Source organism: Nocardiopsis exhalans (assembly GCF_024134545.1).
Lineage (GTDB): Bacteria > Actinomycetota > Actinomycetes > Streptosporangiales > Streptosporangiaceae > Nocardiopsis > Nocardiopsis exhalans.
On sequence record NZ_CP099837.1, the window covers coordinates 6,854,504 to 6,875,214 of the forward strand.

15 protein-coding genes are annotated in these 20,711 nt (G+C 69.7%); 5 read left to right on the forward strand and 10 right to left on the reverse strand.

All coding sequences use genetic code 11. The features are described 5' to 3' along the window. Positions 1 to 78: 78 nt before the first annotated feature. Entirely contained in the window at positions 79 to 909 is an 831-nt protein-coding gene (locus NE857_RS30410; protein ID WP_254418715.1) for an exodeoxyribonuclease III, read from the reverse strand. Between the two features lie 450 nt (positions 910 to 1,359). Between NE857_RS30410 and NE857_RS30415 the strand changes: the two genes are divergently transcribed. Further along, positions 1,360 to 3,339 carry an acyl-CoA dehydrogenase family protein gene (locus NE857_RS30415; RefSeq protein ID WP_254418716.1) on the forward strand — a complete coding sequence of 660 codons (1,980 nt, stop codon included), beginning with the start codon at positions 1,360 to 1,362 and terminating at the stop codon, positions 3,337 to 3,339. 56 nt (positions 3,340 to 3,395) lie between these two features. Continuing rightward, positions 3,396 to 4,619 (forward strand): winged helix-turn-helix domain-containing protein, encoded by a 1,224-nt coding sequence (locus NE857_RS30420; RefSeq protein WP_254418717.1) that lies wholly within the window; start codon positions 3,396 to 3,398, stop codon positions 4,617 to 4,619. On the opposite strand, the gene NE857_RS30425 is transcribed toward NE857_RS30420, so the two are convergent. The 5 genes from NE857_RS30425 to NE857_RS30445 all read right to left on the reverse strand — a co-directional run bounded on the left by NE857_RS30425 (position 4,616) and on the right by NE857_RS30445 (position 8,995). Further along, a complete protein-coding gene (locus tag NE857_RS30425; RefSeq protein ID WP_254418718.1) occupies positions 4,616 to 5,071 on the reverse strand; it encodes a type II toxin-antitoxin system VapC family toxin in 456 nt (151 codons plus the stop codon). The two genes, NE857_RS30420 and NE857_RS30425, sit on opposite strands and share 4 nt — an antisense overlap. Continuing rightward, on the reverse strand, positions 5,058 to 5,297 hold the full coding sequence (locus NE857_RS30430; RefSeq protein WP_184366414.1) for an AbrB/MazE/SpoVT family DNA-binding domain-containing protein: 240 nt from the start codon (positions 5,295 to 5,297) through the stop codon (positions 5,058 to 5,060). The genes NE857_RS30425 and NE857_RS30430 overlap by 14 nt, the downstream gene beginning before the upstream one ends. A gap of 76 nt (positions 5,298 to 5,373) precedes the next feature. After that, entirely contained in the window at positions 5,374 to 5,526 is a 153-nt protein-coding gene (locus NE857_RS30435; protein WP_184366415.1) for a hypothetical protein, read from the reverse strand. A gap of 132 nt (positions 5,527 to 5,658) precedes the next feature. Beyond that, on the reverse strand, positions 5,659 to 6,801 hold the full coding sequence (locus tag NE857_RS30440; protein WP_254418719.1) for an acetyl-CoA C-acetyltransferase: 1,143 nt from the start codon (positions 6,799 to 6,801) through the stop codon (positions 5,659 to 5,661). Between the two features lie 88 nt (positions 6,802 to 6,889). Beyond that, positions 6,890 to 8,995 carry an MDR family MFS transporter gene (locus NE857_RS30445; RefSeq protein WP_254418720.1) on the reverse strand — a complete coding sequence of 702 codons (2,106 nt, stop codon included), beginning with the start codon at positions 8,993 to 8,995 and terminating at the stop codon, positions 6,890 to 6,892. Positions 8,996 to 9,227: 232 nt separating this feature from the next. Here NE857_RS30445 and NE857_RS30450 point away from each other — a divergent pair, with 232 nt between their 5' ends. Together NE857_RS30450 and NE857_RS30455 are read left to right on the forward strand one after the other, a co-directional pair. Next, positions 9,228 to 10,370 (forward strand): acyl-CoA dehydrogenase family protein, encoded by a 1,143-nt coding sequence (locus NE857_RS30450; RefSeq protein ID WP_184366418.1) that lies wholly within the window; start codon positions 9,228 to 9,230, stop codon positions 10,368 to 10,370. Positions 10,371 to 10,407: 37 nt separating this feature from the next. After that, positions 10,408 to 10,575, forward strand: a complete 168-nt coding sequence (locus NE857_RS30455) for a hypothetical protein (protein WP_184366419.1) — start codon at positions 10,408 to 10,410, stop codon at positions 10,573 to 10,575. 841 nt (positions 10,576 to 11,416) lie between these two features. Here the strand turns inward: NE857_RS30455 and NE857_RS30460 are convergent. The 4 genes from NE857_RS30460 to NE857_RS30475 form a co-directional block, all read right to left on the reverse strand. Next, positions 11,417 to 13,714, reverse strand: a complete 2,298-nt coding sequence (locus NE857_RS30460; RefSeq protein ID WP_254418721.1) for a SpoIIE family protein phosphatase — start codon at positions 13,712 to 13,714, stop codon at positions 11,417 to 11,419. A gap of 152 nt (positions 13,715 to 13,866) precedes the next feature. After that, positions 13,867 to 14,565, reverse strand: a complete 699-nt coding sequence (locus tag NE857_RS30465; protein WP_254418722.1) for an iron-dependent transcriptional repressor DtxR — start codon at positions 14,563 to 14,565, stop codon at positions 13,867 to 13,869. Positions 14,566 to 15,007: 442 nt separating this feature from the next. Continuing rightward, on the reverse strand, positions 15,008 to 15,664 hold the full coding sequence (gene pdxH, locus NE857_RS30470; RefSeq protein WP_254418723.1) for a pyridoxamine 5'-phosphate oxidase: 657 nt from the start codon (positions 15,662 to 15,664) through the stop codon (positions 15,008 to 15,010). Between the two features lie 25 nt (positions 15,665 to 15,689). Then, a complete protein-coding gene (locus tag NE857_RS30475) occupies positions 15,690 to 19,337 on the reverse strand; it encodes an ABC transporter substrate-binding protein (protein WP_254418724.1) in 3,648 nt (1,215 codons plus the stop codon). A gap of 199 nt (positions 19,338 to 19,536) precedes the next feature. On the opposite strand from NE857_RS30475, the gene serC reads away from it, so the two are divergent. Continuing rightward, complete coding sequence (gene serC / locus NE857_RS30480) at positions 19,537 to 20,682, forward strand: phosphoserine transaminase (RefSeq protein WP_254418725.1); 1,146 nt, start codon at positions 19,537 to 19,539, stop codon at positions 20,680 to 20,682. The last annotated feature ends 29 nt before the right edge of the window (positions 20,683 to 20,711 follow it).

The following is a 20,711-nucleotide window of genomic DNA, read 5'->3' on the forward strand; positions in this document are numbered from 1 at the left end:
CTTCGACCGGGTCACGAGTCGGGTTCTCTGGCTCTACGGCCGGGTCACTTCTCGGGCCGGGCCACTACTTGGACCGGATCACTTCTTGGATTGGGGCCGGTCGACCGGCTGGCTGTCGGCACCGTCGAGGGCGACGATCACCGGGGCGTGGTCGGAGGCGCCCTTGCCCTTGCGCTCCTCGCGGTCGATGCTCGCTCCGGTCACCCTGGCCCGCAGCGCGGGCGAGGCGAGCACGAAGTCGATGCGCATGCCCTTGCGCTTGGGGAAGGCCAGCCCCTTGTAGTCCCAGTACGTGTACACGCCGGGTCCGGGGGTGTACTCGCGCACCACCTCGGCGAAGCCCGCGTCCACCAGCTTGGCGAAGGCGGCCCGCTCGGGTTCGGTGACGTGGGTCAGCCCCTCGAAGGCGGCCATGTCCCAGACGTCGTCGTCCTGCGGCGCGATGTTGAAGTCGCCGACGTAGGCGATCTGCGCTTCGGGGTCCTCGGCCAGGCGTGCGGCGCCCCCCTCGCGCAGGGCCTCCAGCCAGCGGAGCTTGTAGGCGTAGTGGGGGTGGTCGACCTCACGGCCGTTGGGCACGTACAGGCTCCACACCTGGACGCCGCCGCAGGTGGCCGCGATGGCGCGGGCCTCGCGCTCCTCCGGCTCACCGAAGCCGGGCTGCCCGGGGAAGCCGATCCGGACGTCCTCCAGCCCCACCCGCGAGGCGATCGCGACCCCGTTCCACTGGGAGAGGCCGTGGTGGGCGACCTCGTACCCGCGGTCGGTGAAAACCGACTCGGGGAACTGGTGGTCGCGGGCCTTGGTCTCCTGCATGGCGAGGACGTCGACGTCGCTCCGGTCCAACCAGTCGCCGATCCGCTCGGCCCTGGCGCGGCTGCTGTTCACATTCCATGTCGCGATACGCACAGCCAAAGGCTAGAGGATCGCGGCGACGGGCTGGTCGGACCTGGAGCAACACACCGGTGGACCACCGAACACACGGGGTGAACAGGTGCGGACGCGTGAAGTAGCCCCGGTGCGGCCGTCCTCCGCACCGGGGCTTGGGCGACTCCCGGCACATGCTCGGTTGGTTTCCGTCGCGCCCCGTTGGACGGCCAACCCGTGCAAACGGTTCGCATTGCGCGCAAGGTTTTTGTCGCAAAGCGGGCAGAAAGTTACCTCCAGGCCCATGAACTGGGGCTTTGCCGCGCTGGGAGAGCACACCGCTCAGGCAGGCAGGAGGCGCCAGGCGCGAAGAGCCCACCAGCTCCTCGGCGCGCCCAAGAGTCAGATCCACCACGAGTCAGATCCACCACCCCGGGGTAGGGCTGTGACTCAGACCACATCGACCCTTCCCTCAGTGAGGTGAGTACGCCCATGTCGACGGTCGAACCCCAACCCGGCGCCCGACCCGAGGTCAACCAACCCGAGGTCCCCGGGTCCAAGCGGCCCGAGGTCGACGAGCGCCGGGCTCGTCAGGTGGCCGAACAGGCCCGAGAGAGCGGTTGGAGTCAGCCCAGCTTCGCCAAGGAGCTGTACCTGGGCCGCCTGCGTCTGGACCTGGTCCACCCCTTCCCGCGACCCGAGACCTCCGCGCGCCGACGCGGCGAGGCCTTCCTCGCCAAGCTCAGGAAGGTGTGCGAGGGCATCGACCCCCAGCGGATCGAGCGCGAGGAACGCATCCCAGACGAGACCGTCGCAGCCCTGCGCGACGTCGGCGCGTTCGGGATGAAGATCTCCAGCGAGTACGGCGGACTCGGCCTCACACAGGTCTACTACAACCGCGCCCTGATGCTGGTCGGCTCCGTCTCGCCCGCGATCGGCGCCCTGCTCTCCGCCCACCAGTCCATCGGTGTCCCGCAGCCGGTCTCCATGTTCGGCACCGACGAGCAGAAGCGGGAGTTCCTACCCCGCTGCGCCGCGGGCGCCATCAGCGCCTTCCTGCTCACCGAACCCGACGTCGGCAGCGACCCGGCGCGGCTACACGCCACGGCCACGCCCACCGAGGACGGCTCGGAGTACGTGCTGGACGGGGTCAAGCTGTGGACCACCAACGGCGTGGTCGCCGAACTCCTCGTCGTGATGGCGCGCGTGCCCGAGAGCCCCGGCCACCGCGGCGGCATCACGGCGTTCGTCGTCGAGGGCGGTTCCCCCGGGATCACCGTGGAGCACCGCAACCGCTTCATGGGGCTCAAGGGGCTGGAGAACGGCGTCACCCGCCTGCACCGGGTGCGCGTGCCCGCCACCAACCGGATCGGCGGGGAGGGGCACGGACTGCGCATCGCCCTGGCCACCCTCAACACCGGCCGCCTGTCCCTGCCCGCTCTGTGCGCGAGCGCGGGCAAGTGGGCCACCAGGGTCGCCCGTGAGTGGGCGCGCGAACGCGTCCAGTGGGGCCGCCCGGTCGGCAGGCACGAGGAGGTGGCCAAGAAGCTGTCCTTCATCGCCGCCACCACCTACGCCATGGAGGCCATGCTGGACCTGTCCAGTCAGATGGCCGACGACAAGCGCCACGACATCCGCATCGAGGCGGCCATCGCCAAGCTGTGGGCCTCGGAGATGGCGTACACGATCGCCGACGAACTCGTCCAGGTCCGCGGCGGTCGCGGTTTCGAGACCGCCGACTCCCTGGCCGCGCGCGGCGAGCGCGGAGTGCCCGCCGAACAGATGCTCCGTGACCTGCGCATCAACAGAATCTTCGAGGGAAGTTCGGAGATCATGCATCTCCTGATCGCCCGTGAGGCGGTGGACGCGCACCTGTCCGTGGCCGGGGACATCATCGACCCCGAAGCCGACCGCTCCGACAAGGCGCGGGCGCTGGCCAGGGCGAGCGGGTTCTACGCCAGGTGGCTGCCGACCCTGGTGGTCGGCCAGGGCCAGGTGCCGTCGGCCTTCGCGGAGTTCGGTCCGCTCGCCGCCCACCTGCGTTTCGTGGAGCGCACCTCGCGCAAGCTGGCCCGGGCCACCTTCTACGCGATGTCGCTCTGGCAGGGGAAGATGGAGGTCAAGCAGGGCTTCCTGGGGCGCGTGGTGGACATCGGCGCCGAACTGTTCGCGATGACCGCCGTCATCGTGCGCGCCCAGGCCGACGCGGACGCCCACCCCGAACGCGGCACCACCCCGCAGGAGCTGGCCGACGTGTTCTGCCACCAGGCCCGGCTACGGATCCACACCCTCTTCGAAGGGCTGTGGTCCAACACCGACGACCTGGACGGCAAACTCGCCCGCCGCCTGATGGACGACTCCTACACCTGGTTGGAGGAGGGCGTGCTCGACCCGTCCCTGCCCGGGCCGCTGATCGCCCCGGCCGCGCCCGGCCCGTCCAAGGAGGAGAACCAGCACCGCCGCATGGGCTGAGCCCTCACGACGGACGCGCTCCGAAAAATGTCGTCGGCGGGGGCTACGGTGATCAGATGGCTGCACCGCACCCCCGCCGCGACGCGGAGTTCTCCCTGTCCCAGGCCCGCCGGATCGCCCTGGCCGCCCAGGGTTTCCAGGACCCCAGACCCACCGGCGAACCCACCCTCAGCCACCTGGCCCGGGTCGTGCGCCGGGTGGGGCTGCTCCAGATCGACAGCGTGAACGTGCTGGCCCGCAGCCAGTACCTCCCGGTGTTCGCCCGCCTGGGCGGCTACTCCCCCGCCCTGCTGGACCGGGCCACCACCACCGCCGCGGGCGCCAGCCCGGCCCGGCTGGTCGAGTGCTGGGCGCACGAGGCGAGCCTGGTTCCGCCCGCCACACACCGCCTCATGCGGCACCGGATGGAGCGCAACCGAGCCCAGGAACGCGTGGGGTGGATGAACAGCGTCCGCGAGAACAGCCCCGAGCTGGTCAAGGCGGCGCACGAGGAGGTGGCCCGGATCGGCCCGGCCACCGCCCGCGAGGTCGAGGCCGCCCTGGCCCACGACCTGCCCAGGGCCAAGGACCACTGGGGCTGGAACTGGTCCGAGGTCAAGAAGTGCCTGGAGTACCTGTTCTGGATCGGCGACCTCACCTCCAACGGCCGCAACACCCAGTTCGAGCGCCGCTACGACCTTCCCGAACGCGTCCTGCCCGCCGACGTCCACGCACTGCCCCACCCCGCACCGGAAGAGGCCCACCGGGAGCTGGTGGCCATCGCCGCCCGCGCCCACGGGATCGCCACCGAACCCGACCTGCGCGACTACTTCCGACTCAAGGGCACCGAGTCCCGCGCAGCGGTCAGTGACCTCGTGGACTCCGGCGAACTCGTCCCGGTCACCGTGCGCGGCTGGCACCGCCCGGCCTACCTGCACAAGGACGCCCGCGTGCCCCGCAAGGTGGACGCCCGCGCCCTGCTGAGCCCCTTCGACTCCCTGGTGTGGACGCGCGAGCGCGCCGAGGAGCTGTTCGGCTTCCGGTACCGCCTGGAGATCTACGTGCCCGCCGCCAAGCGCGTGCACGGCTACTACGTGCTGCCGTTCCTGCTCGGCGAGGACCTGGTCGCCCGCGTCGACCTCAAGGCGGACCGCGCCTCGGGCACCCTGCTCGCCCGCCAGGTCACCCTGGAGGAGGACGCTCCGGCCGACACCATGCCCGAGCTCGTCGAGCAGCTGAAGGAGATGGCCGCCTGGCTCGGCCTGGAGAACGGCATCGGCGGCGAGGGCCTGCGCCGTTAATTCGGAGAGATGAGCTTGACCGAAGGGAAGTAGGTTCGGAACCGTCGAGCATCCCTGGTGAGGAGCTGGTGGCCCTCGATCGCCGCATGTGCACCGATATAGAGGTCTGGGAGCGGAGCATGCTTCGTCCCGCCCTGCTTTCGGTAACGCAGATGGCACTTCCCCGCCAGGAAGGCAGCCTCCCAGGGGAGGTCCGACCGAACGAAGTCGCCCGCCAACTCCAGGTCCAGCTCCTCGATCCGATCGAATCCAACGGAAACCTCGGCGTAGATGATCGGATTGATCACCAGGGGCCCCTGGTCAGCTGCTTCGGCAAGGGCTTGTTCGGACCAACCCGCCCAGGTGGGGTCACGCGTGAAGACGTCGAGAAGCACGTTGGTGTCAACCAGTGTCGAAGGGGACATCGACTTGGCACTTTCCAGGCAGGACCTACCGACCTCAACAGTCGTCATCGTCTCCCCTGGTCAACGCCATGATCTCGTCCGTGGTCATAGTGGTCGTGGCTTTCCCACGCAGGCGCTCGACCAGGCGCTTACCCCGTGAGGGAACAGTTGCCGCTCGGACCACACGGGCCCCATTGCCTTCAAGGACGAACTCGACTTCGTCTCCCGGGTTGAGGCCAAGCTTTCTACGCACCTCAACGGGGATGGTGACCTGACCCTTCTCAGTGATTCTCATGGGTCCAGAGTAATACTTTCGAGGTATTACTTCGGGAAGACTCCAACGACGCCGAGAACATCGGCGGCACGTCAGGTCAACCCAACAGCCCGGCCTCGGCGAGGCGGGCGCGGAGCTCCTGGTCTTCGTCAGCGCTCGGCTCGGCTCCGACGGCCACCCGCACTACCCAGGTCACGTACCCGTTGAGGCTGAGGCCACGACGGTCGGCTGAGCACCGCATGCGTGACATCAGCTGGTCGTCGAGCTCCAGCGTGAGCTCTTCCGTGGAGCCCTCCTAGGTAAACCCGCTGGTCCGGGGGCGTGAAACGACGAATGGGCCGCGCACCTGGTCGGTGCGCGGCCCGTCGTTCGGCGACTGGGATCAGACGCGTTCGATGATGGTGACGTTGGCCTGGCCGCCGCCCTCGCACATGGTCTGGAGGCCGTAGCGGCCGCCGGTGCGGTGGAGCTCGTTGACCAGCTTGGTCATCAGCACGGAGCCGGTCGCGCCCAGCGGGTGGCCCAGGGCGATGGCGCCGCCGTTCGGGTTGACCTTGGCCGGGTCGGCGCCGAGCTCGTCGATCCACGACATCGGGACCGGGGCGAAGGCCTCGTTGATCTCGGTGACGTCGATGTCGTCGATGCTCAGGCCCGCCTTCTCCAGGGCGATCTTGGTCGCCGGGATGGGGGCGGTGAGCATGTAGACCGGGTCGTCGCCGACCAGCGACAGCTGGACGACGCGGGCGAGCGGGGTCAGGTTGTGCCGCTCCACGGCCTTCTCGGAGGCGATGAGCAGCGCACCGGCGCCGACGGAGATCTGGCTGGCGATCGCGGCGGTGAGCTCCCAGCCCTCGCGCAGCGGCTTGAGCCCGGCCATCTTCTCCATGGTGGTGTCCGGGCGGACGCCCTCGTCCCTGCTCACCCCGGCGATCGGGGCGATCTGGGAGTCGAAGTAACCGGCCTCCTGCGCGGCGGCGGCGCGCCTGTGGCTCTCCAGCGCGAACTCCTCCAGCCGTTCGCGCTTGTAGCCCCACTTCTCACACATGAGCTGGGCGCCGCGGAACTGGGAGATCTCCTGGAAGCCGTAGCGCTCGATCCAGCCCTCGCCGTACAGCGGAAGGTCGTTGTCGATGGCGAACTGGACGTTGGCGCCCATGGGGACCATGCCCATGTTCTCCACCCCGGTCGCCACGACCAGGTCCTGGGTGCCGGACATGACGCCCTGGGCGGCGAAGTGGATGGACTGCTGCGAGGAACCGCACTGGCGGTCGATGGTGACGCCGGGGACGGTCTCGGGCAGACCGGCGGACAGCCACGCGGTGCGGGCCAGGCCCAGGGCCTGCGGACCGGCCTGGCTGACCACGCCCATGATGACGTCCTCGACCGCGGCGGGGTCGACACCGGTGCGCTCGACCAGCTCCCTGAGGACGTGCGCGCCCAGGTCCGCCGGGTGCACGGCGGCCAGGGCACCCTTCTTCGTGCCGACGGGGGTGCGTACCGCACCGACGATGTAGGCCTCAGCCACTGGGTCCTCCAAGGGGCGTGAATGGTGACGTCCTGATGAACCGAACTGTATTCGGTTTTGGTTTCCTGGCAAGACCCCGCCCCCGTTCTCACATCTCCCCCGCAGGCCAGCGCCCTTCAGAACCACGCTCGTGGTCACGCTCGCGGTCGCGCACGCGGTCGCGCACGTGGTCGTGTCCGTTGTCGTGCAGCCACCCGGCGTCGCTGTCGTCGCCCAGAGTGGTGCCGGTGACCCGCTCCAGGACCTCGACCACGTCCGGGTGCTCGTCCGGCCCGAAGTCGGAGAGCAGTGAACGCAGTGCCGTCCGCTGCGACTCGTACAGACCGCGCACGGCGTCCTCGCCCCGCCAGTTGAGCTCCCACGGCTCGTCCTCGCCGGTCAGGTAACCCGCGTCCAGCAGCTCCCGGTGGACGTCCGCCCAGCGGGAGGCGTCCAGCCCGGACATCGCGGACAGCTCGGCCACCCTCATCGGCCCCCGGACCCCGATATGGCTGAGCGCCCAGCAGGCCTCGGTGGAGACCTCCAGCCCGGCCGCCACGCGCAGCCGCTCGTACATCGTCTCGGCGCCCTCGGCCCCGCAGGCCTGGTAGACCTCGAGCTCCACCTGCGCCATGGCGCTGCGGCTGGGCGCTGCCACCGGGGCCACCGTCTCGTCCAGGTCCGGGGTCCGGATCGTGGTGCGCAGTCGCTCCTGGCGCAGGAACAGCGCCAGCACGAACCCGACGACGGCGATCGGGACCGCCCACAGGAACACCATGTCGATGGCGTCGGCGTAGGCCTCCAGGAAGCTCGCCTGCACCTGCGGGGGCAGCCGGTCGATGGCGCTCGGGTCGCTCTCCAGCGAGCTCGCGTCCACCCCCGTGGGCAGGTCGGTCTGCCCGGCCCGGGCGGCCAGGTTCGAGGCGAGCTGCCCGGCGAAGACCGCGCCGAACACCGCCGTGCCGAAGGATCCGCCGATGGAGCGGAAGAAGGTCGCCGAGGAGGTCGCCACACCCAGGTCGTCGTAGGAGGCGGCGTTCTGCACCACCAGGACCACCACCTGCATCACCAGGCCCAGACCGGCGCCCAGCACGAAGAAGTAGACCCCCATCTCCACCAGCGAGCTGTCCGGGCCCATGCCCGACATCAGGAAGAGGCCGATCGCGGTGAGCGCCATCCCCGCCACCGGATAGATCTTGTAGTGACCGGTCCGGGTGACCAGGCGGCCGCTGCTGATGGAGGTGATGAGCATGCCCAGAACCATCGGCAGCAGGTGCAGGCCCGAGGCGGTCGGCGAGAGCCCGTGGACGACCTGCAGGAACAGCGGCAGGAACGCCAGCGACCCCATCATCGCGAACCCGACGCAGAAGCCGATGGACATGCCCACCACGATGGTCGGGTTGCGGAAGAGGCTGAGCGGCATCACCGGATCGCTCGCCCGGCGGGCGGTGAGCCACCAACTCACGCCCAGGCCCACACCGGCCGCCGCCAGGAGGATGATCTGCCAGGACAGCCATGCGTAGACGCCGCCGCCCCAGGAGGCCACCAGGGTGAGGCAGACGGCGGTGGCGGCGAGCAGGACGATGCCCGCGTAGTCGATGTTCTGGCGGCCGACCGGGGCGTTGCGAGGCAGCACGGCCAGGACGGTGGCGAAGGCGAGCAGCCCCAGCGGAATATTCACGTAGAACACCCACCGCCAGGACAGGTGGTCCACGAACAGCCCGCCCAGCAGCGGCCCGGCCACGCTGGATACGCCGAAGACCGCGCCGAACAGCCCCTGGTACTTTCCGCGCTCCCGGGGTGAGACGACGTCGCCGATGATCGCCGAGGCCAGCACCATGAGACCACCGCCGCCGATCCCCTGGAGCCCTCTGGCCAGGACCAGCTGAAGCATGTCCTGCGCCATCCCGCACAGCACCGACCCCAGCAGGAAGATCGCGATGCACCACAGGAACAGCCGCTTGCGGCCGAACTGGTCGCCGAGCTTGCCCCAGAGCGGAGTGCTGGCGGTGACGGCCAGCAGGTAGGCGGTGATCACCCAGGACAGGTGGTTCAGACCGCCGAGGTCGGAGACGATCGTCGGCAGGGCGGTGGAGACGATGGTCTGGTCCAGCGCCGAGAGCAGCACGGCGAGCATCAGGGCGGTCATGATCAGCGCGATCCGACCGCCGCCCTGTTCACTCCGTTCACGCTGTTGGGCGGTGCTCTGGGACATCGAATCGCCTCCCGGGGTGCGGGCCGCCCGACTCTGCGCAGCCCTCCTGCCTTCCACGGCTGCTTCCACGACCCTGCTCCGGCCAGCCTAGGAACCGGACTCCGCCAAACCAGCAGGAACCGCCCGAGCGGCCAGGAACTTTGCCCCGGCTTGCCCCCCACTCTTCAAAACCGAACGTGATTCGGTTACCGTGTGGGAACAACAGTGATCCCCGACACCTCCGGAGCAGAGCATGAAGCGGGAACTCTTCGACGCCGACCACGACCTCTTCCGCGAATCGGTGGCCGAGTTCCTCAAGAGGGACGTCGTTCCCTTCCACGACCAGTGGGAGAAGGACGGGATCGTGCCCCGCGAGGTGTGGGTGAAGGCCGGTGAGGTCGGCCTCCTCGGCCACGGCGTCCCCGAGGAGTACGGGGGCACCGGGCTGTACGACTACCGGTACAACCAGATCGTCAACGAGGAGATCTGCCGGGCCCACGCCAGCGGCCTGGGCATCACCCTGCAGAACGACGTCATGGCGCCCTACATGGTGGGGCTGACCAGCGACGAGCAGAGGAAGCGCTGGCTGCCCGGCTTCGCCAGCGGCGAGCTCATCACCGCGATCGCCATGACCGAGCCCGGCACCGGCAGCGACCTCCAGGGGATCAAGACCTCGGCCGTGCGCGACGGCGACGAGTTCGTCATCAGCGGCAGCAAGACCTTCATCACCAACGGCATCAACGCCGACCTGGTCATCGTGGTCTGCCAGACCGACCCCGAGGCCGGAGCGCAGGGCTTCTCCCTGGTCGCCGTGGAGCGCGGCGCCGCCGGCTTCGAGCGGGGCCGCAACCTCGACAAGATCGGCATGAAGGCCCAGGACACCGCGGAGCTGTTCTTCGACAACGTACGCGTGCCGGTCGCCAACCTGATCGGCACCGAGGGCCAGGGCTTCATCCACCTGCTGCAGAACCTGCCCCAGGAGCGGCTGTCCATCGCCACCTGCGCGGTTGCCTCGGCCGACTACATGCTCCAGCACACCATCGAGTACTGCCGGGAGCGCACCGCCTTCGGCCGCTCGATTGGGCGATTCCAGAACACCCGTTTCGTCCTGGCCGAGTTGGCCACCGAGGTGGACATGGGTCGCACCTACGTGGATCGGGCGGTTGAGCTGCTCAACAAGGGTGAACTGACCGTCGAGGACGCCGCCATGGCCAAGTGGTGGACCACCGAGATGTGCAACCGGGTGATGGACCGGTGCCTGCAGCTTCACGGCGGGTACGGGTACATGATGGAATACCCGGTGGCGCGGGCCTGGCAGGACACCCGAGTCCAGACGATCTACGGTGGCACCACCGAGATCATGAAGGAGATCGTGGGCCGGGGCCTGGGCCTGTAAGTCCCCGTTGGACCCCCGAACCCCGAAGGGACCGGTCGTGAGCGGATCGTGGGACGGCCTCATCGTGATGGGGCTGCTGGTGGTGCTGCTCGTCATCGCCGTGCGCAAGCTCCGACCCAGGATCCACATCCCCTGGGCGACCAGCGGCATCGTGGTGTTCTTCGTCTTCGTGTGCCTGCTGCTGTGGGCCAACTCCTACCGCTGAGCCCGCGCCGCGGCCGCGCCCGAACCCGCCCGCGAAGCCACACCGAGGGCCCGCCGCTCCAGCACCTCGACTGGAGTGGCGGGCCCTGCGGCGTCCGGGGGGAAGCCGGGTCCGCCGGACGATCCAAAGGCGGGTGAGGACCGTACGAGCGAGCCCGACCGCGGTGGTTCGACAGCGGTCAGGTGGGTGTTGCCAAAGGACACGTTCGACTATCGGCAAAGGAATTGTTCGCTATCCGAACCGCCGCCGTGCGTGAAATTGTCACCGTCCGTGGCCAAACCGAAATCCGGGCACCTTTTCGGCGCTCCCCGGAAGCCATTAACCAACGGGTTCGGTGCGGACCCGGGAAATCGAACCCCGCGGCCCGGACGGGCGGATCTCCACCCCTGCGGACGCTCTGGCGGTACACTACATGCCCCTCAACGGAGCACAATCGGCGCCGGGAACCTCTTGGGACTTTGTTCCATGATGCGCCCCGGGAAGCCCGGAACAGCTTTCACTCCCCTGACGGACAATGCGCACACCACCATTCCTTGCGCCAGACAGACCCTTTACCAACAGATAAAGTAACCAGACGACTACAGACAAACAAGGAGGGCAGGGGGCATTTTTTTCACAGCCCGGAACAGGTTTGAGGCGATACGGTCCCCGACCAGCGCAGAAGGACCCCTACCGCAGATCAGGCAGGTGTGAATCTGACCTGTGCTCGGGGGCGTGCGGATCGGAGCCGTCCGGCTTCGATGATCCGCTGGAGGAGCTGCCGGGCGCGCGGCGGGCCCCGAGGCCCGCACGTGTACGAGGCGGCACGGACCGCGGTACGAAGACCCCCTACCGTGCCGGGCTACTCCTCGTCGTCCTTCTCCGCCTCTTCGACCTCGATCTCGGCCTCTTCGTCGGCGTGCATCGGCATCTCGAACCAGACGGCCTTGCCGTCCGGGGTGGGCCGCGATCCCCAGCGGCTGGCCAGCTGCTCGACCAGGTACAGCCCGCGGCCGCCCTCGTCGTCCGCGGCGGCGCTACGGATCCGCGGCAGGCGCAGGTCGTGGTCGAAGACCTCCACCCACACGGCGTTGGCACCGCGCCGCAGTCGGAGCAGGAACTCCTTCTCACCGGGGTTGTCGGTGGACTCGTCCTCCTCGGCGACCGCCTCCAGCAGATCGCTCCAGTCCTCGTCGAACTCGTCGACCATCCCGCCCGAGTCGAGCGGGGTCTCCGAGTCCAGGACGCCGCCGCCGGTGAACTCGCGGTGCACCGGGTGCGGGGTGGCGTGGATGACCACGTTCGTGACGATCTCCGAGACCAGCAGGCAGGCGAGTTCGGCCTGGTCTCGGTCGACCCCCCACTCCTTGAAGGTGTCGGCCGCCAGGTGTCGGGCGGCGCCCACGGTGGAGGCCTCCGAGGGGAACCAGCCCTCGCGCAGCGCCAGTTCCTCGGAGTGGGTGCGCACGACCAGCAGAGCGGTGTCGTCGTCCAGCTCGCCGGGCACGCTGTGCACGGCGACCTCGGCGATCTGCTCCACGTCCTTGTCGGCGACCTCGGCGACGCGCTCGGTCATCCGCTCCAGGGCGCGCTCCGGATCGGCCTTGCCGCCGACCGGACGCCGGTCCACCAGGCCGTCGGTGTACATGACCAGGGTGGCGCCCAGCGGCAGGCGCAGGTTGGCCTGGTGGTAGACGATGCCCTCGCCCGAGCCGCCCTTGGCGCGCACGCCCAGCATGCGGTCGGTGACCTCCAGGTCGAGGGCCTCGACCGAGTCGGAGGTGATCAGCAGCGGGGAGGCGTGCCCGGCGTTGGCGTAGGAGAGCTCGCGCGACCAGGCGTCGTAGACCATGTACAGGCAGCTCACGCTGGGGATCCAGACACCGCCGTTGCCGTCGGGGGTGCCGAGCTGGCGCACCCACTCGTCGAGTTCGCGCAGGATGTCCGCGGGTTCCCTGTCGGCCTGGGCGAAGGCGCGCAGCGCGGCGCGCAGCTGGCCCATGACAGCGGCGGCGTGCGGGCCCCGGCCCTCGACGTCGCCGATGACCAGACCGACGCGCCCGGCCGAGAGCGGGATGGCGTCGTAGAAGTCGCCGCCGACCTGGGTCTGGATGCCGTGCCCGTGCGCCTGGAGCGGCCCGGCGGGCAGGTAGCGGTGGGCGAGGGTCAGTCCGTCCAGCGGCGGGAAGTGGCTGGGCAGCAGGCTGTTCTGGAAAGCGAGCGCGGTGCTGCGCTCCTCCTCGAACAGCCGGGCGTTGTCGATGGCCAGCGCGACCCGGGAGGCGATGGCGCCGACCAGGTCCCGGTCGAAGCCGCCGTAGCTGCTCTTCTGGCGCGGGGAGAGCCCGGAGAGGGCGAGGGTGAGCACCCCGAGGACCTCGCCGCGGGCCCGCAGCGGGGCGGCGATGGCGGAGGTGACGCCGACCTGGCGGGAGACCCGGTCGGAGCGGTCGTTGGGTGAGTTCTCGAAGAGGTAGTCGCTACTGACCACGGTCTCCAGCCGACGCATCGCCTGGGTGACGAAGTGGCGTTCGGGGTAGCGGACCTCGTCGCCGACGTCGAACCAGCTGTCCGCGGGCGGGCTCCAGCCCTCGGCGTGCACGGAGACCTGTCTGACCAGGCGGTCGTGGTCGTAGAGGTCGATGAAGCAGTGGTCGGCGAACTGCGGCACCAGGATCCCGGCCACGCCCTTGACCGTGGAGTCGAACTCCAGCGAGCTGGCCAGGCGGCTGCCGATGCGTTCGAGCAGGCCGTACTGCTCCTCGACCCGCCCGCTGCGCAGGGCCTCGCGGGCGATCAGGGTGATGCCGTCGATCTCACCGGAGTCGTCGCGCATGGGCACGGCCTGAGCACGCACGTGGATCCAGGTGGAGTCGCCCTTGAGCACGGCGAACGTACCCTCCCACGGCTCTCCGCGCAGGACGCGGCGGGCCAGTTGGGAGGCGTGTTCGCGGTCGGACTCGTGGATGCCGATGTCCAGCAGGGACAGGCCGACGTAGTCACGCCCGCCGACGAACCCGAACAGCTCGCGGGCGTACGGGTTCCAGTAGCGAAGGAGGCTGAACCGGTCGATGACGACGATGGCGATCTGGGCCTGGTCTACGACCTCGGCCGTGGCGAGCGCGTCGCTCTCCCGGAAGGGCTCACCCCACCGTGTCATCTAGCCGCCACCTCGCCGTCATGAGCTGCACACATGCCCGCTCCGGGTCCCCCGAACGACCGCACCTTGGGGCGAGCGTAGCAACACCGTCAACGTTCCCGCAGCGCAATGAGACAATCCCGATGAGCAACCAATCAACGTGTATGGACGTTTCACGGCTTGGCGACGAAGATGTGCCCGGCGACGCCGGCGGGGAGCTCGGTGTCCTCGCCCTCGCCGATGACGCGCACTCCGCCGTCCGAAGCCCGGAGTACCACTTCCTGCCCCGGTTGTACCCCGGATTTGCGCAAGGTGAGCATGATGTCGGCATCCGGCTGGAGTTGCTCACTGATGCGACGCACGGTGACCGTGGTCTCCGTGCTGGAGGCCGCGTCGATCATCGGGACGATGGAGTCGTCGGTGAACGGCTCAGGGGCGTACCCCTCCAGGCCGAGCTCCTCCAGGCCGGGGATCGGGTTGCCGTGCGGGCACACCGAGGGGGCGTTGAGCAGCGTTACCAGACGCTCCTCCACGGCCTCGGAGATGACGTGCTCCCAGCGGCAGGCCTCGATGTGGACGTCCTCCCACGGCAGCCCGATGACGTCGACGAGCAGGCGCTCGGCGAGCCGGTGCTTGCGCATGACGTGGGTGGCCAGCCTGCGACCCTCGGCGGTCATCACCAGGTGGCGGTCGTTCTCGACCTTCAGCAGGCCGTCGCGCTCCATGCGGGCGACGGTCTGGCTCACCGTGGGCCCGCTCTGGTGCAGGCGCTCGGCGATCCTGGCCCGAAGCGGGACGATGCCCTCCTCTTCGAGCTCGAAGACCGTACGGAGGTACATCTCCGTGGTGTCGATCAGCCCGTGTGCGGTCAAGACTCCCCTCCCAAGGCTCTGCGCCCGACGCGCGGTCACGTGCGGGCACGGCAGGTCTCTCACAACACAGGCCGGGACCACGTGATTCCCTGGGACCGAGTGGGGACCGGGGCGTCCGCAGGACCGCGGGAGCGACCACCGATTCGTCAAGCATATCGTGGCGCGCCGGGCATGGATTTCGGCACTGTCTCACTATACGGACACAGCCCGCCCGCACACCCCGAAGCCGTCAAGGGCCCGAGGTCACAGGCCTACAGGCTAGCTGGTTGAAACGTGAAGTATCCGAAAGACCCTTGCGGGAGCCCCCGGAGGACCCGTCATCTCCCGAACTCACGTACGACGCGACCAACATCACCCTCGATCGGGGGCGCGGATTCATCGGATCGTCCGTTGCCGGCCCTCCCGAACGGCGCTCGGCAGCGTCCTCGGGGAGCGGGGCCTCTCAAGGCGCGAGGCGTTCGATCTCCCACTCACCCCCGATGTCGAGCCACAGGTAGCGGAAGCGGTCGTGCATGCGGTCCTCGCCGCCCTGCCAGAACTCCACCTCCTGCGGGACCAGCCGGAAACCGCCCCAGTAGGCGGGCCTGGGAATGGGCTCGTCCGCGCGCCACACCGAGTCGAACTCGTGGAAGAGGCGGTCCAGCTCGGTCCGGTCGGCCACCGGCTGGGACTGCCGCTCACTGGCCCAGGCGCCCAGCTGGGAGCCGCGCGGGCGGGAGGCGAAGTAGAGGTCGTTCTCCTCGTCGCTGAGCCGCTCCACCCGGCCGGCGATCAGGACCTGCCGCCGGATCGCGTGCCAGGGGAAGACCAGGCAGGCGCGCGGGTCGGCGTCCAGAGCCTGCCCCTTGCGCGAGGTGTAGTTCGTAAAGAAGCGCAGGCCGGAGCGGTCGTAGCCCTTCATCAGCACCGTGCGCGAACGGGGCATGCCGGAGGGCTCCACCGACGACAGCACCATGGCGTTGGGTTCGGCGAGACCGGAGTCGTAGGCCTCGCCGAACCACAGATGGAACTGCGTCATCGGGTGCTCGGCCAGGGCCGAGCGGCGCAGAGGTTCGCCCATGTACGGTTTCCGCAGTTCGGCAGGGTTCTGGTGGTCCACAGGACGCATACTCTCACGCGGGCCCTCACCGGTCTCCGGAGACCACGGGCAGACACTGCTCCCCGGGTTCCACGGTGTTGGCGTTGCGCATTCCGCACCTTTGGATGACGTGCTGGCGCTGCCGGTCGTCGGTCTCGGGGTTGACCACCTCCGGGCCCACCAGCACCAGCTGCACCATGCGGCCGTCGAACCAGTTGCCGTCGTTCTCGGCGTCGAAGGCGATGTAGCCGGAGACCCCGGTGAGGTTGCGGGTGCCCTTGACCCTGCCGTGCAGCAGGTCCCGCTGCTCCTCGTACTGCTCCTGGGTGCGCAGGTAGGGGTGCCGGTCCAGGCCGATCCAGCGCAGCGGGTTCCTGGCCGAGAGCTCCTCCCTGCTCAGCCCGGTGGTGGGCAGGGCCTCGGAGACCACCAGGAGGGCGTCGCTGGCCACGGCGGCGTGCGCGATGGAGGGCAGGTCCTTCTTGGGCGCCAGGCTCACGTCGCCGTCCTCGTCCTCCTCCGCGTACAGGTCCCGCAGCAGGGCGTTGACGTCGTCGTAGAACCCCTGGTCGCTGCCGCCCGCGTCGCCACCGGTGCCGCCCTGTGCGCCCCAGGGGCCGCTGGGCGCCAGCGGCGTGTAGAACACCGAGTGGTGCGCGGCGTTGCTACCGATGAGCCCCTCCTCGTCGGAGACGAACTTGGAGATGTCGTCACCGCCGAGGATGGTCATGTGCCCGCCGACGCAGTCCTCGCCGCCGGTCCGGATGAACCGGCGGTAGAACTCGGTGAAGTCGGCGGAGCGGCCCGCGTAGTAGAGCAGGTCCGGCGGGTTCTCGTGGGTGCACAGGCGCTCCAGCTGCTCGGCGTAGGTGGTGTCGGTCTCCAGGTCGCCGCTCTGGTAGAGCAGCACCCCCTCGCCGTCGTACTCCCCGCGGTCGAGCTCCCCGGCTCCCTCCCACACCTGTCCGCCGCGCGCCTGGAAGGCCGCGATGAACTCCCGGGCCAGGTGCGGGCCGTACTGCTCGTGCTCCCCGCCCTCGGCATCGGTCTGGCCGCTGGCGATGGCCACCGCGGTCTCGTGCGCCTCCAACCCGTGCTCCACCCCGTCGGCGCCGCTCCAGGCCACCCCGTGCCGGGCCCAGTGAGCGGCCTGCACGGCGATCCGGCTGTTGGGCGGGGAGACCGGGAAGTAGAACTCGCTGTGTTCGCGGGCGCCGTACTGGGCGACGTCGTCGAAGGTGGCGGTGGTGCCCACCATGGCGAGCGAGGCCTCGCCGACCCTCTGGATGGCGCGGCTGTTGGGCACGACGCTGTGACCGAACCCGACCGCGGCGATCGGCCGGTCCATCCCGAGCCTCTCGTCACCCGCGCGGTCCACGATCTCCTGCGCGGCGACCAGGGAGTGTTCCCATCCCCGGCCGGCGTTGCCGATGAGCAGCTTGATCCTGGGGTGCCTGGCGTCCTTGATCCGGTTGTGCTCACGCTGCTGGTAGGCGAGCCCCAGGAGTTCGCCCTGGGCACCGGCGATGGAGGGGTCCTCGGGGTCGGCGACGTCCATCTCGGCGAGGTGGGCGATGGTGACGTAGGGGTCTCCGCTCGCGTCGACTGCCCGGTTCTGTTCGTGGATGAGCTCGGTGACCTCGGTCAGGCGTTCGTGGAACACGAAGTCGCCGAAGGTGACGCCGACGCACTGGTCGCCGACCCTGGTGATGCCCGCGGGCTGCCAGACCCCCTCCTGGACACAGGGGTTGCGCGCCTGCGCCACCGTGGGCAGGAAGACCATCCCGAACAGGACCAGCACCGCGGTCGTTCCCGCCGCACCGGCGGCCCACGCCCCGGCGAGGGTCGGCCCGTTCAGCACCCACTCGGGGGTCCCGCGCCGCGTGTGCCCCCGGCCGTCCCCGGGCAGCGGCCCGACGTACTGGGTGATGACGCGTTCGGTACCGAGCACTCCGGACAGGTACCGCCTCAGGGTCCACTCCCGAACCGGCGAGGACGTCTCCTCCCCGCCTTCACGGCTCACGGTGCCGGTGAGCTCGGGCAGTTTCCCGTTACGGGCGGCGTCGATGGAGCCGTCCACCAGCGGCGGGAGTTCGGAATCGCGTACCTGGACCAGGAGCAGGGGGTCGGGGAAGGCCCGGCGCAGGCGCTCCGACTCGATCAGCCAGACCAGGTAGCGGCCGACCCGGTCCAGGCGCCGCTGGTCGTAGACGAGCACCGGCCTGGCCCCCGTCCGACGTCGCAGGCCTGGACGGCCTGCCCCGTAGGCCCGGTGGAGGTCGTCCAACAGAGCGTTGACCGCGATCTTGTGGGTACCGGGCGGGCCTCCCGGCTCGTTGATCCGCGCTTGGTCCTGCTGGGGGTTGTTGAGCTGGTTGAGGAGGTGGACACCGCGGGCGCGGTGGCGGCCCATGAAGCCCTGGTCGGTGCTGTTCTCGAAGCTGTCCCGGCCCTGCTGGTCCAGGAGGTAACGGTGGTGGTGCAGCCACAGGTAGGGGCGCCAGGGGAGGAAGAAGAAGAACACGGTAAGCAGGTAGACGGTGACCAGCAGCGCGCCGACCAGGACGGAGACCAGCTCGTTGACCTGCTGGGCGGCCAGTCCCACGAAGGCGAAGGTGAAGGGGGCGGCCGCGACCACCAGGGAGACGACGAAGGCCAGCGGGGTGAGGACCTTCTCGTCGAGGAAGCCGAAGGTGGCTTTCCCCGAGGCCAGGGTGACCAGGCGGGAGGTTCTGGCCGCGCTGCTGGCGAGGTTGCGCCAGTAGACCACGAAGCGGCTGCGGGCCAGTTCCCACCGGCCGGGCGCCACCGCGGACCCCGGCTCGTCGGCGGCCCGGCTCGCGCGTTCCACGAGGTCGTCCCGACGCCTGCGCGCGCTCTCCAGCCTGACCCGACGCAGTGCGTTGATGACCGCTGCCTGCGCCTCACTGGTGTTCGGGAGGGTGCCGTGCTCGGGGGCGGTCTCCCCCTCCGAGAGCCACTCCCGGATGCTCTTGGGATTGCAGCGCCGCAGCCACAGCAGGGAGCGGACCCGGGAGAAGCGGGGCGGGGGCGGGGGCTTGCGTCCGCGCGGCGGCTCAGGCGGGTCGTCCATCCACGCGAACCCGCCGTCGACCAGTCTTTCCAGGAGTTCGTACAGCTCCTTGGTGGTGACGTCGGTGTCCGCGTCCTCGGCGGCCCGTGCCGTGTCCTGGTCCGTCTCCGCGCGGGGCGGTCGCGGCGGTGGCGGGACCGTGGTGTCCGCTGCGCGGGTCCACAAGGGCCGGCGCGTCCCCCGGCCTTTGGCGGGAGCGCCACGGCGTCCTCGGGGCACTTCGGCGAACCGGCGTTCTCCGGCATCGGGGGCGCCAGGTGCGTCGCGGGGTTCGGAGGCCTCCGGGGCCTCCTCTGCGGACACGCCCTCCGGGAGCAGCCACACCGGGCCCACCGCGCTCGCGCGCACCAGCATGCGCTGGACCGCGGCCCGGTCGGCGCGGCGTTCGGTGACCAGGTCCAGGACCGGCGGGGGCTCGGCGATGTCGCCCCGCTGGAGCTTGCCCTTCCCGGCGGGGCGGCGCCGGGCCACCCTGCGCTCCATCCTGCGGAGCCTGGCGTAGCTGGAGCGCGAGCGGCGTCGGCGCAGGTCCTCGAAGACCCGGAGGAACGCGGGTTTGGCCGTCCGCTCGTCCTGGGCCTCGGGTGTCTGGTCGGACACTCGGAACATCCCTCCACACTCGTGTTGTGCTCGCCCCCCGACAGCTGGCCCATTAGACAGCAAAAGACACCCGGGTTACATCCCTTTCGCCGGAATTAAGACTGGCCCATACCGGCCATAACACCGCTAATGTGACAAATTTTTGACACGGTCACGTGATTTCACGACGCCAATTGCCGCCCTGACCGGCGGCGTCGCGATGCCCACCACTACGCTGGTCGACGTGACCGAGATTCAGATTCCCGCGAACCTGCTGCCCGCCGACGGCCGTTTCGGGAGCGGCCCCTCCAAAGTCCGCGCGGCCCAGCTCGACGCCCTCGCCGCGTCCGGTTCCCACTACCTGGGGACCTCCCACCGGCAGAAGCCGGTCAAGTCCCTGGTGGGCCGGGTCCGCTCCGGGGTGAGCGAGCTCTTCTCCCTGCCCGAGGGCTACGAGGTGGTCCTGGGCAACGGCGGAACCACCGCCTTCTGGGACATCGCCGCCCACGGCCTGCTGCGCTCCAAGTCGCAGCACCTGGCCTTCGGTGAGTTCTCCAGCAAGTTCGCCAAGGTCGCCAAGGGCGCCCCCTGGCTGGACGAGCCCACGGTCATCACCACCGATCCCGGCACCCACGGCGAGGCCGTCGCCGAGGCCGGGGTGGACGTGTACGCGCTCACCCACAACGAGACCTCCACCGGTGTGGCCGCGCCCATCAAGCGGGTCGCGGGCGCCGACGAGGACGCGCTCGTGCTCGTGGACGCCACCAGCGGCGCGGGCGGCCTGCCGGTCGACATCGCCGAGACCGACGTCTACTACTTCGCCCCGCAGAAGAGCTTCGCCGCGGACGGCGGCCTGTGGCTCGCGGTCATGTCGCCCAGGGCCCTGGCCCGGGTCGAGGAGATCGCGGCGAGCGGCCGCTACATCCCCGAGTTCTTCTCGCTGACCACGGCGGTGGCCAACTCCGCCAAGGACCAGACCTACAACACCCCGGCCGTGGCCACCCTGCTGCTCCTCGCCGAGCAGCTGGAGTGGATGAACAGCCAGGGCGGGCTCAAGTGGACCGTGGCGCGCACCCACGAGTCCTCCTCGATCCTCTACAACTGGGCGGACCGCTCCCCGGTCGCGACTCCGTTCGTCACCGACCCGGCCCAGCGCTCCCAGGTGGTCGGCACCATCGACTTCACCGACGACGTCGACGCCGCCCAGATCGCCAAGGTGCTGCGCGCCAACGGCATCGTGGACACCGAGCCCTACCGCAAGCTGGGCCGCAACCAGCTGCGCGTGGCGATGTTCCCGGCCGTGGAGCCCAGCGACGTCAACGCGCTCACCGAGTGCATCGACCACGTGCTCGGCAAGCTCTCGTAAGCGAGCCCACCGCGAGGCCGTCCTGAATC

Excerpts from the sequence above, each read along its gene's own strand:
- NE857_RS30415 (WP_254418716.1), top strand. The coding sequence starts at position 1,360 with ATGTCGACGGTCGAACCCCAACCCGGCGCCCGACCCGAGGTCAACCAA.
- NE857_RS30420 (WP_254418717.1), top strand. The coding sequence starts at position 3,396 with ATGGCTGCACCGCACCCCCGCCGCGACGCGGAGTTCTCCCTGTCCCAG.
- NE857_RS30425 (WP_254418718.1), bottom strand. The coding sequence starts at position 5,071 with ATGACGACTGTTGAGGTCGGTAGGTCCTGCCTGGAAAGTGCCAAGTCG.
- NE857_RS30430 (WP_184366414.1), bottom strand. The coding sequence starts at position 5,297 with ATGAGAATCACTGAGAAGGGTCAGGTCACCATCCCCGTTGAGGTGCGT.
- NE857_RS30435 (WP_184366415.1), bottom strand. The coding sequence starts at position 5,526 with ATGTCACGCATGCGGTGCTCAGCCGACCGTCGTGGCCTCAGCCTCAAC.
- NE857_RS30445 (WP_254418720.1), bottom strand. The coding sequence starts at position 8,995 with ATGTCCCAGAGCACCGCCCAACAGCGTGAACGGAGTGAACAGGGCGGC.
- NE857_RS30450 (WP_184366418.1), top strand. The coding sequence starts at position 9,228 with ATGAAGCGGGAACTCTTCGACGCCGACCACGACCTCTTCCGCGAATCG.
- NE857_RS30460 (WP_254418721.1), bottom strand. The coding sequence starts at position 13,714 with ATGACACGGTGGGGTGAGCCCTTCCGGGAGAGCGACGCGCTCGCCACG.
- serC (WP_254418725.1), top strand. The coding sequence starts at position 19,537 with ATGCCCACCACTACGCTGGTCGACGTGACCGAGATTCAGATTCCCGCG.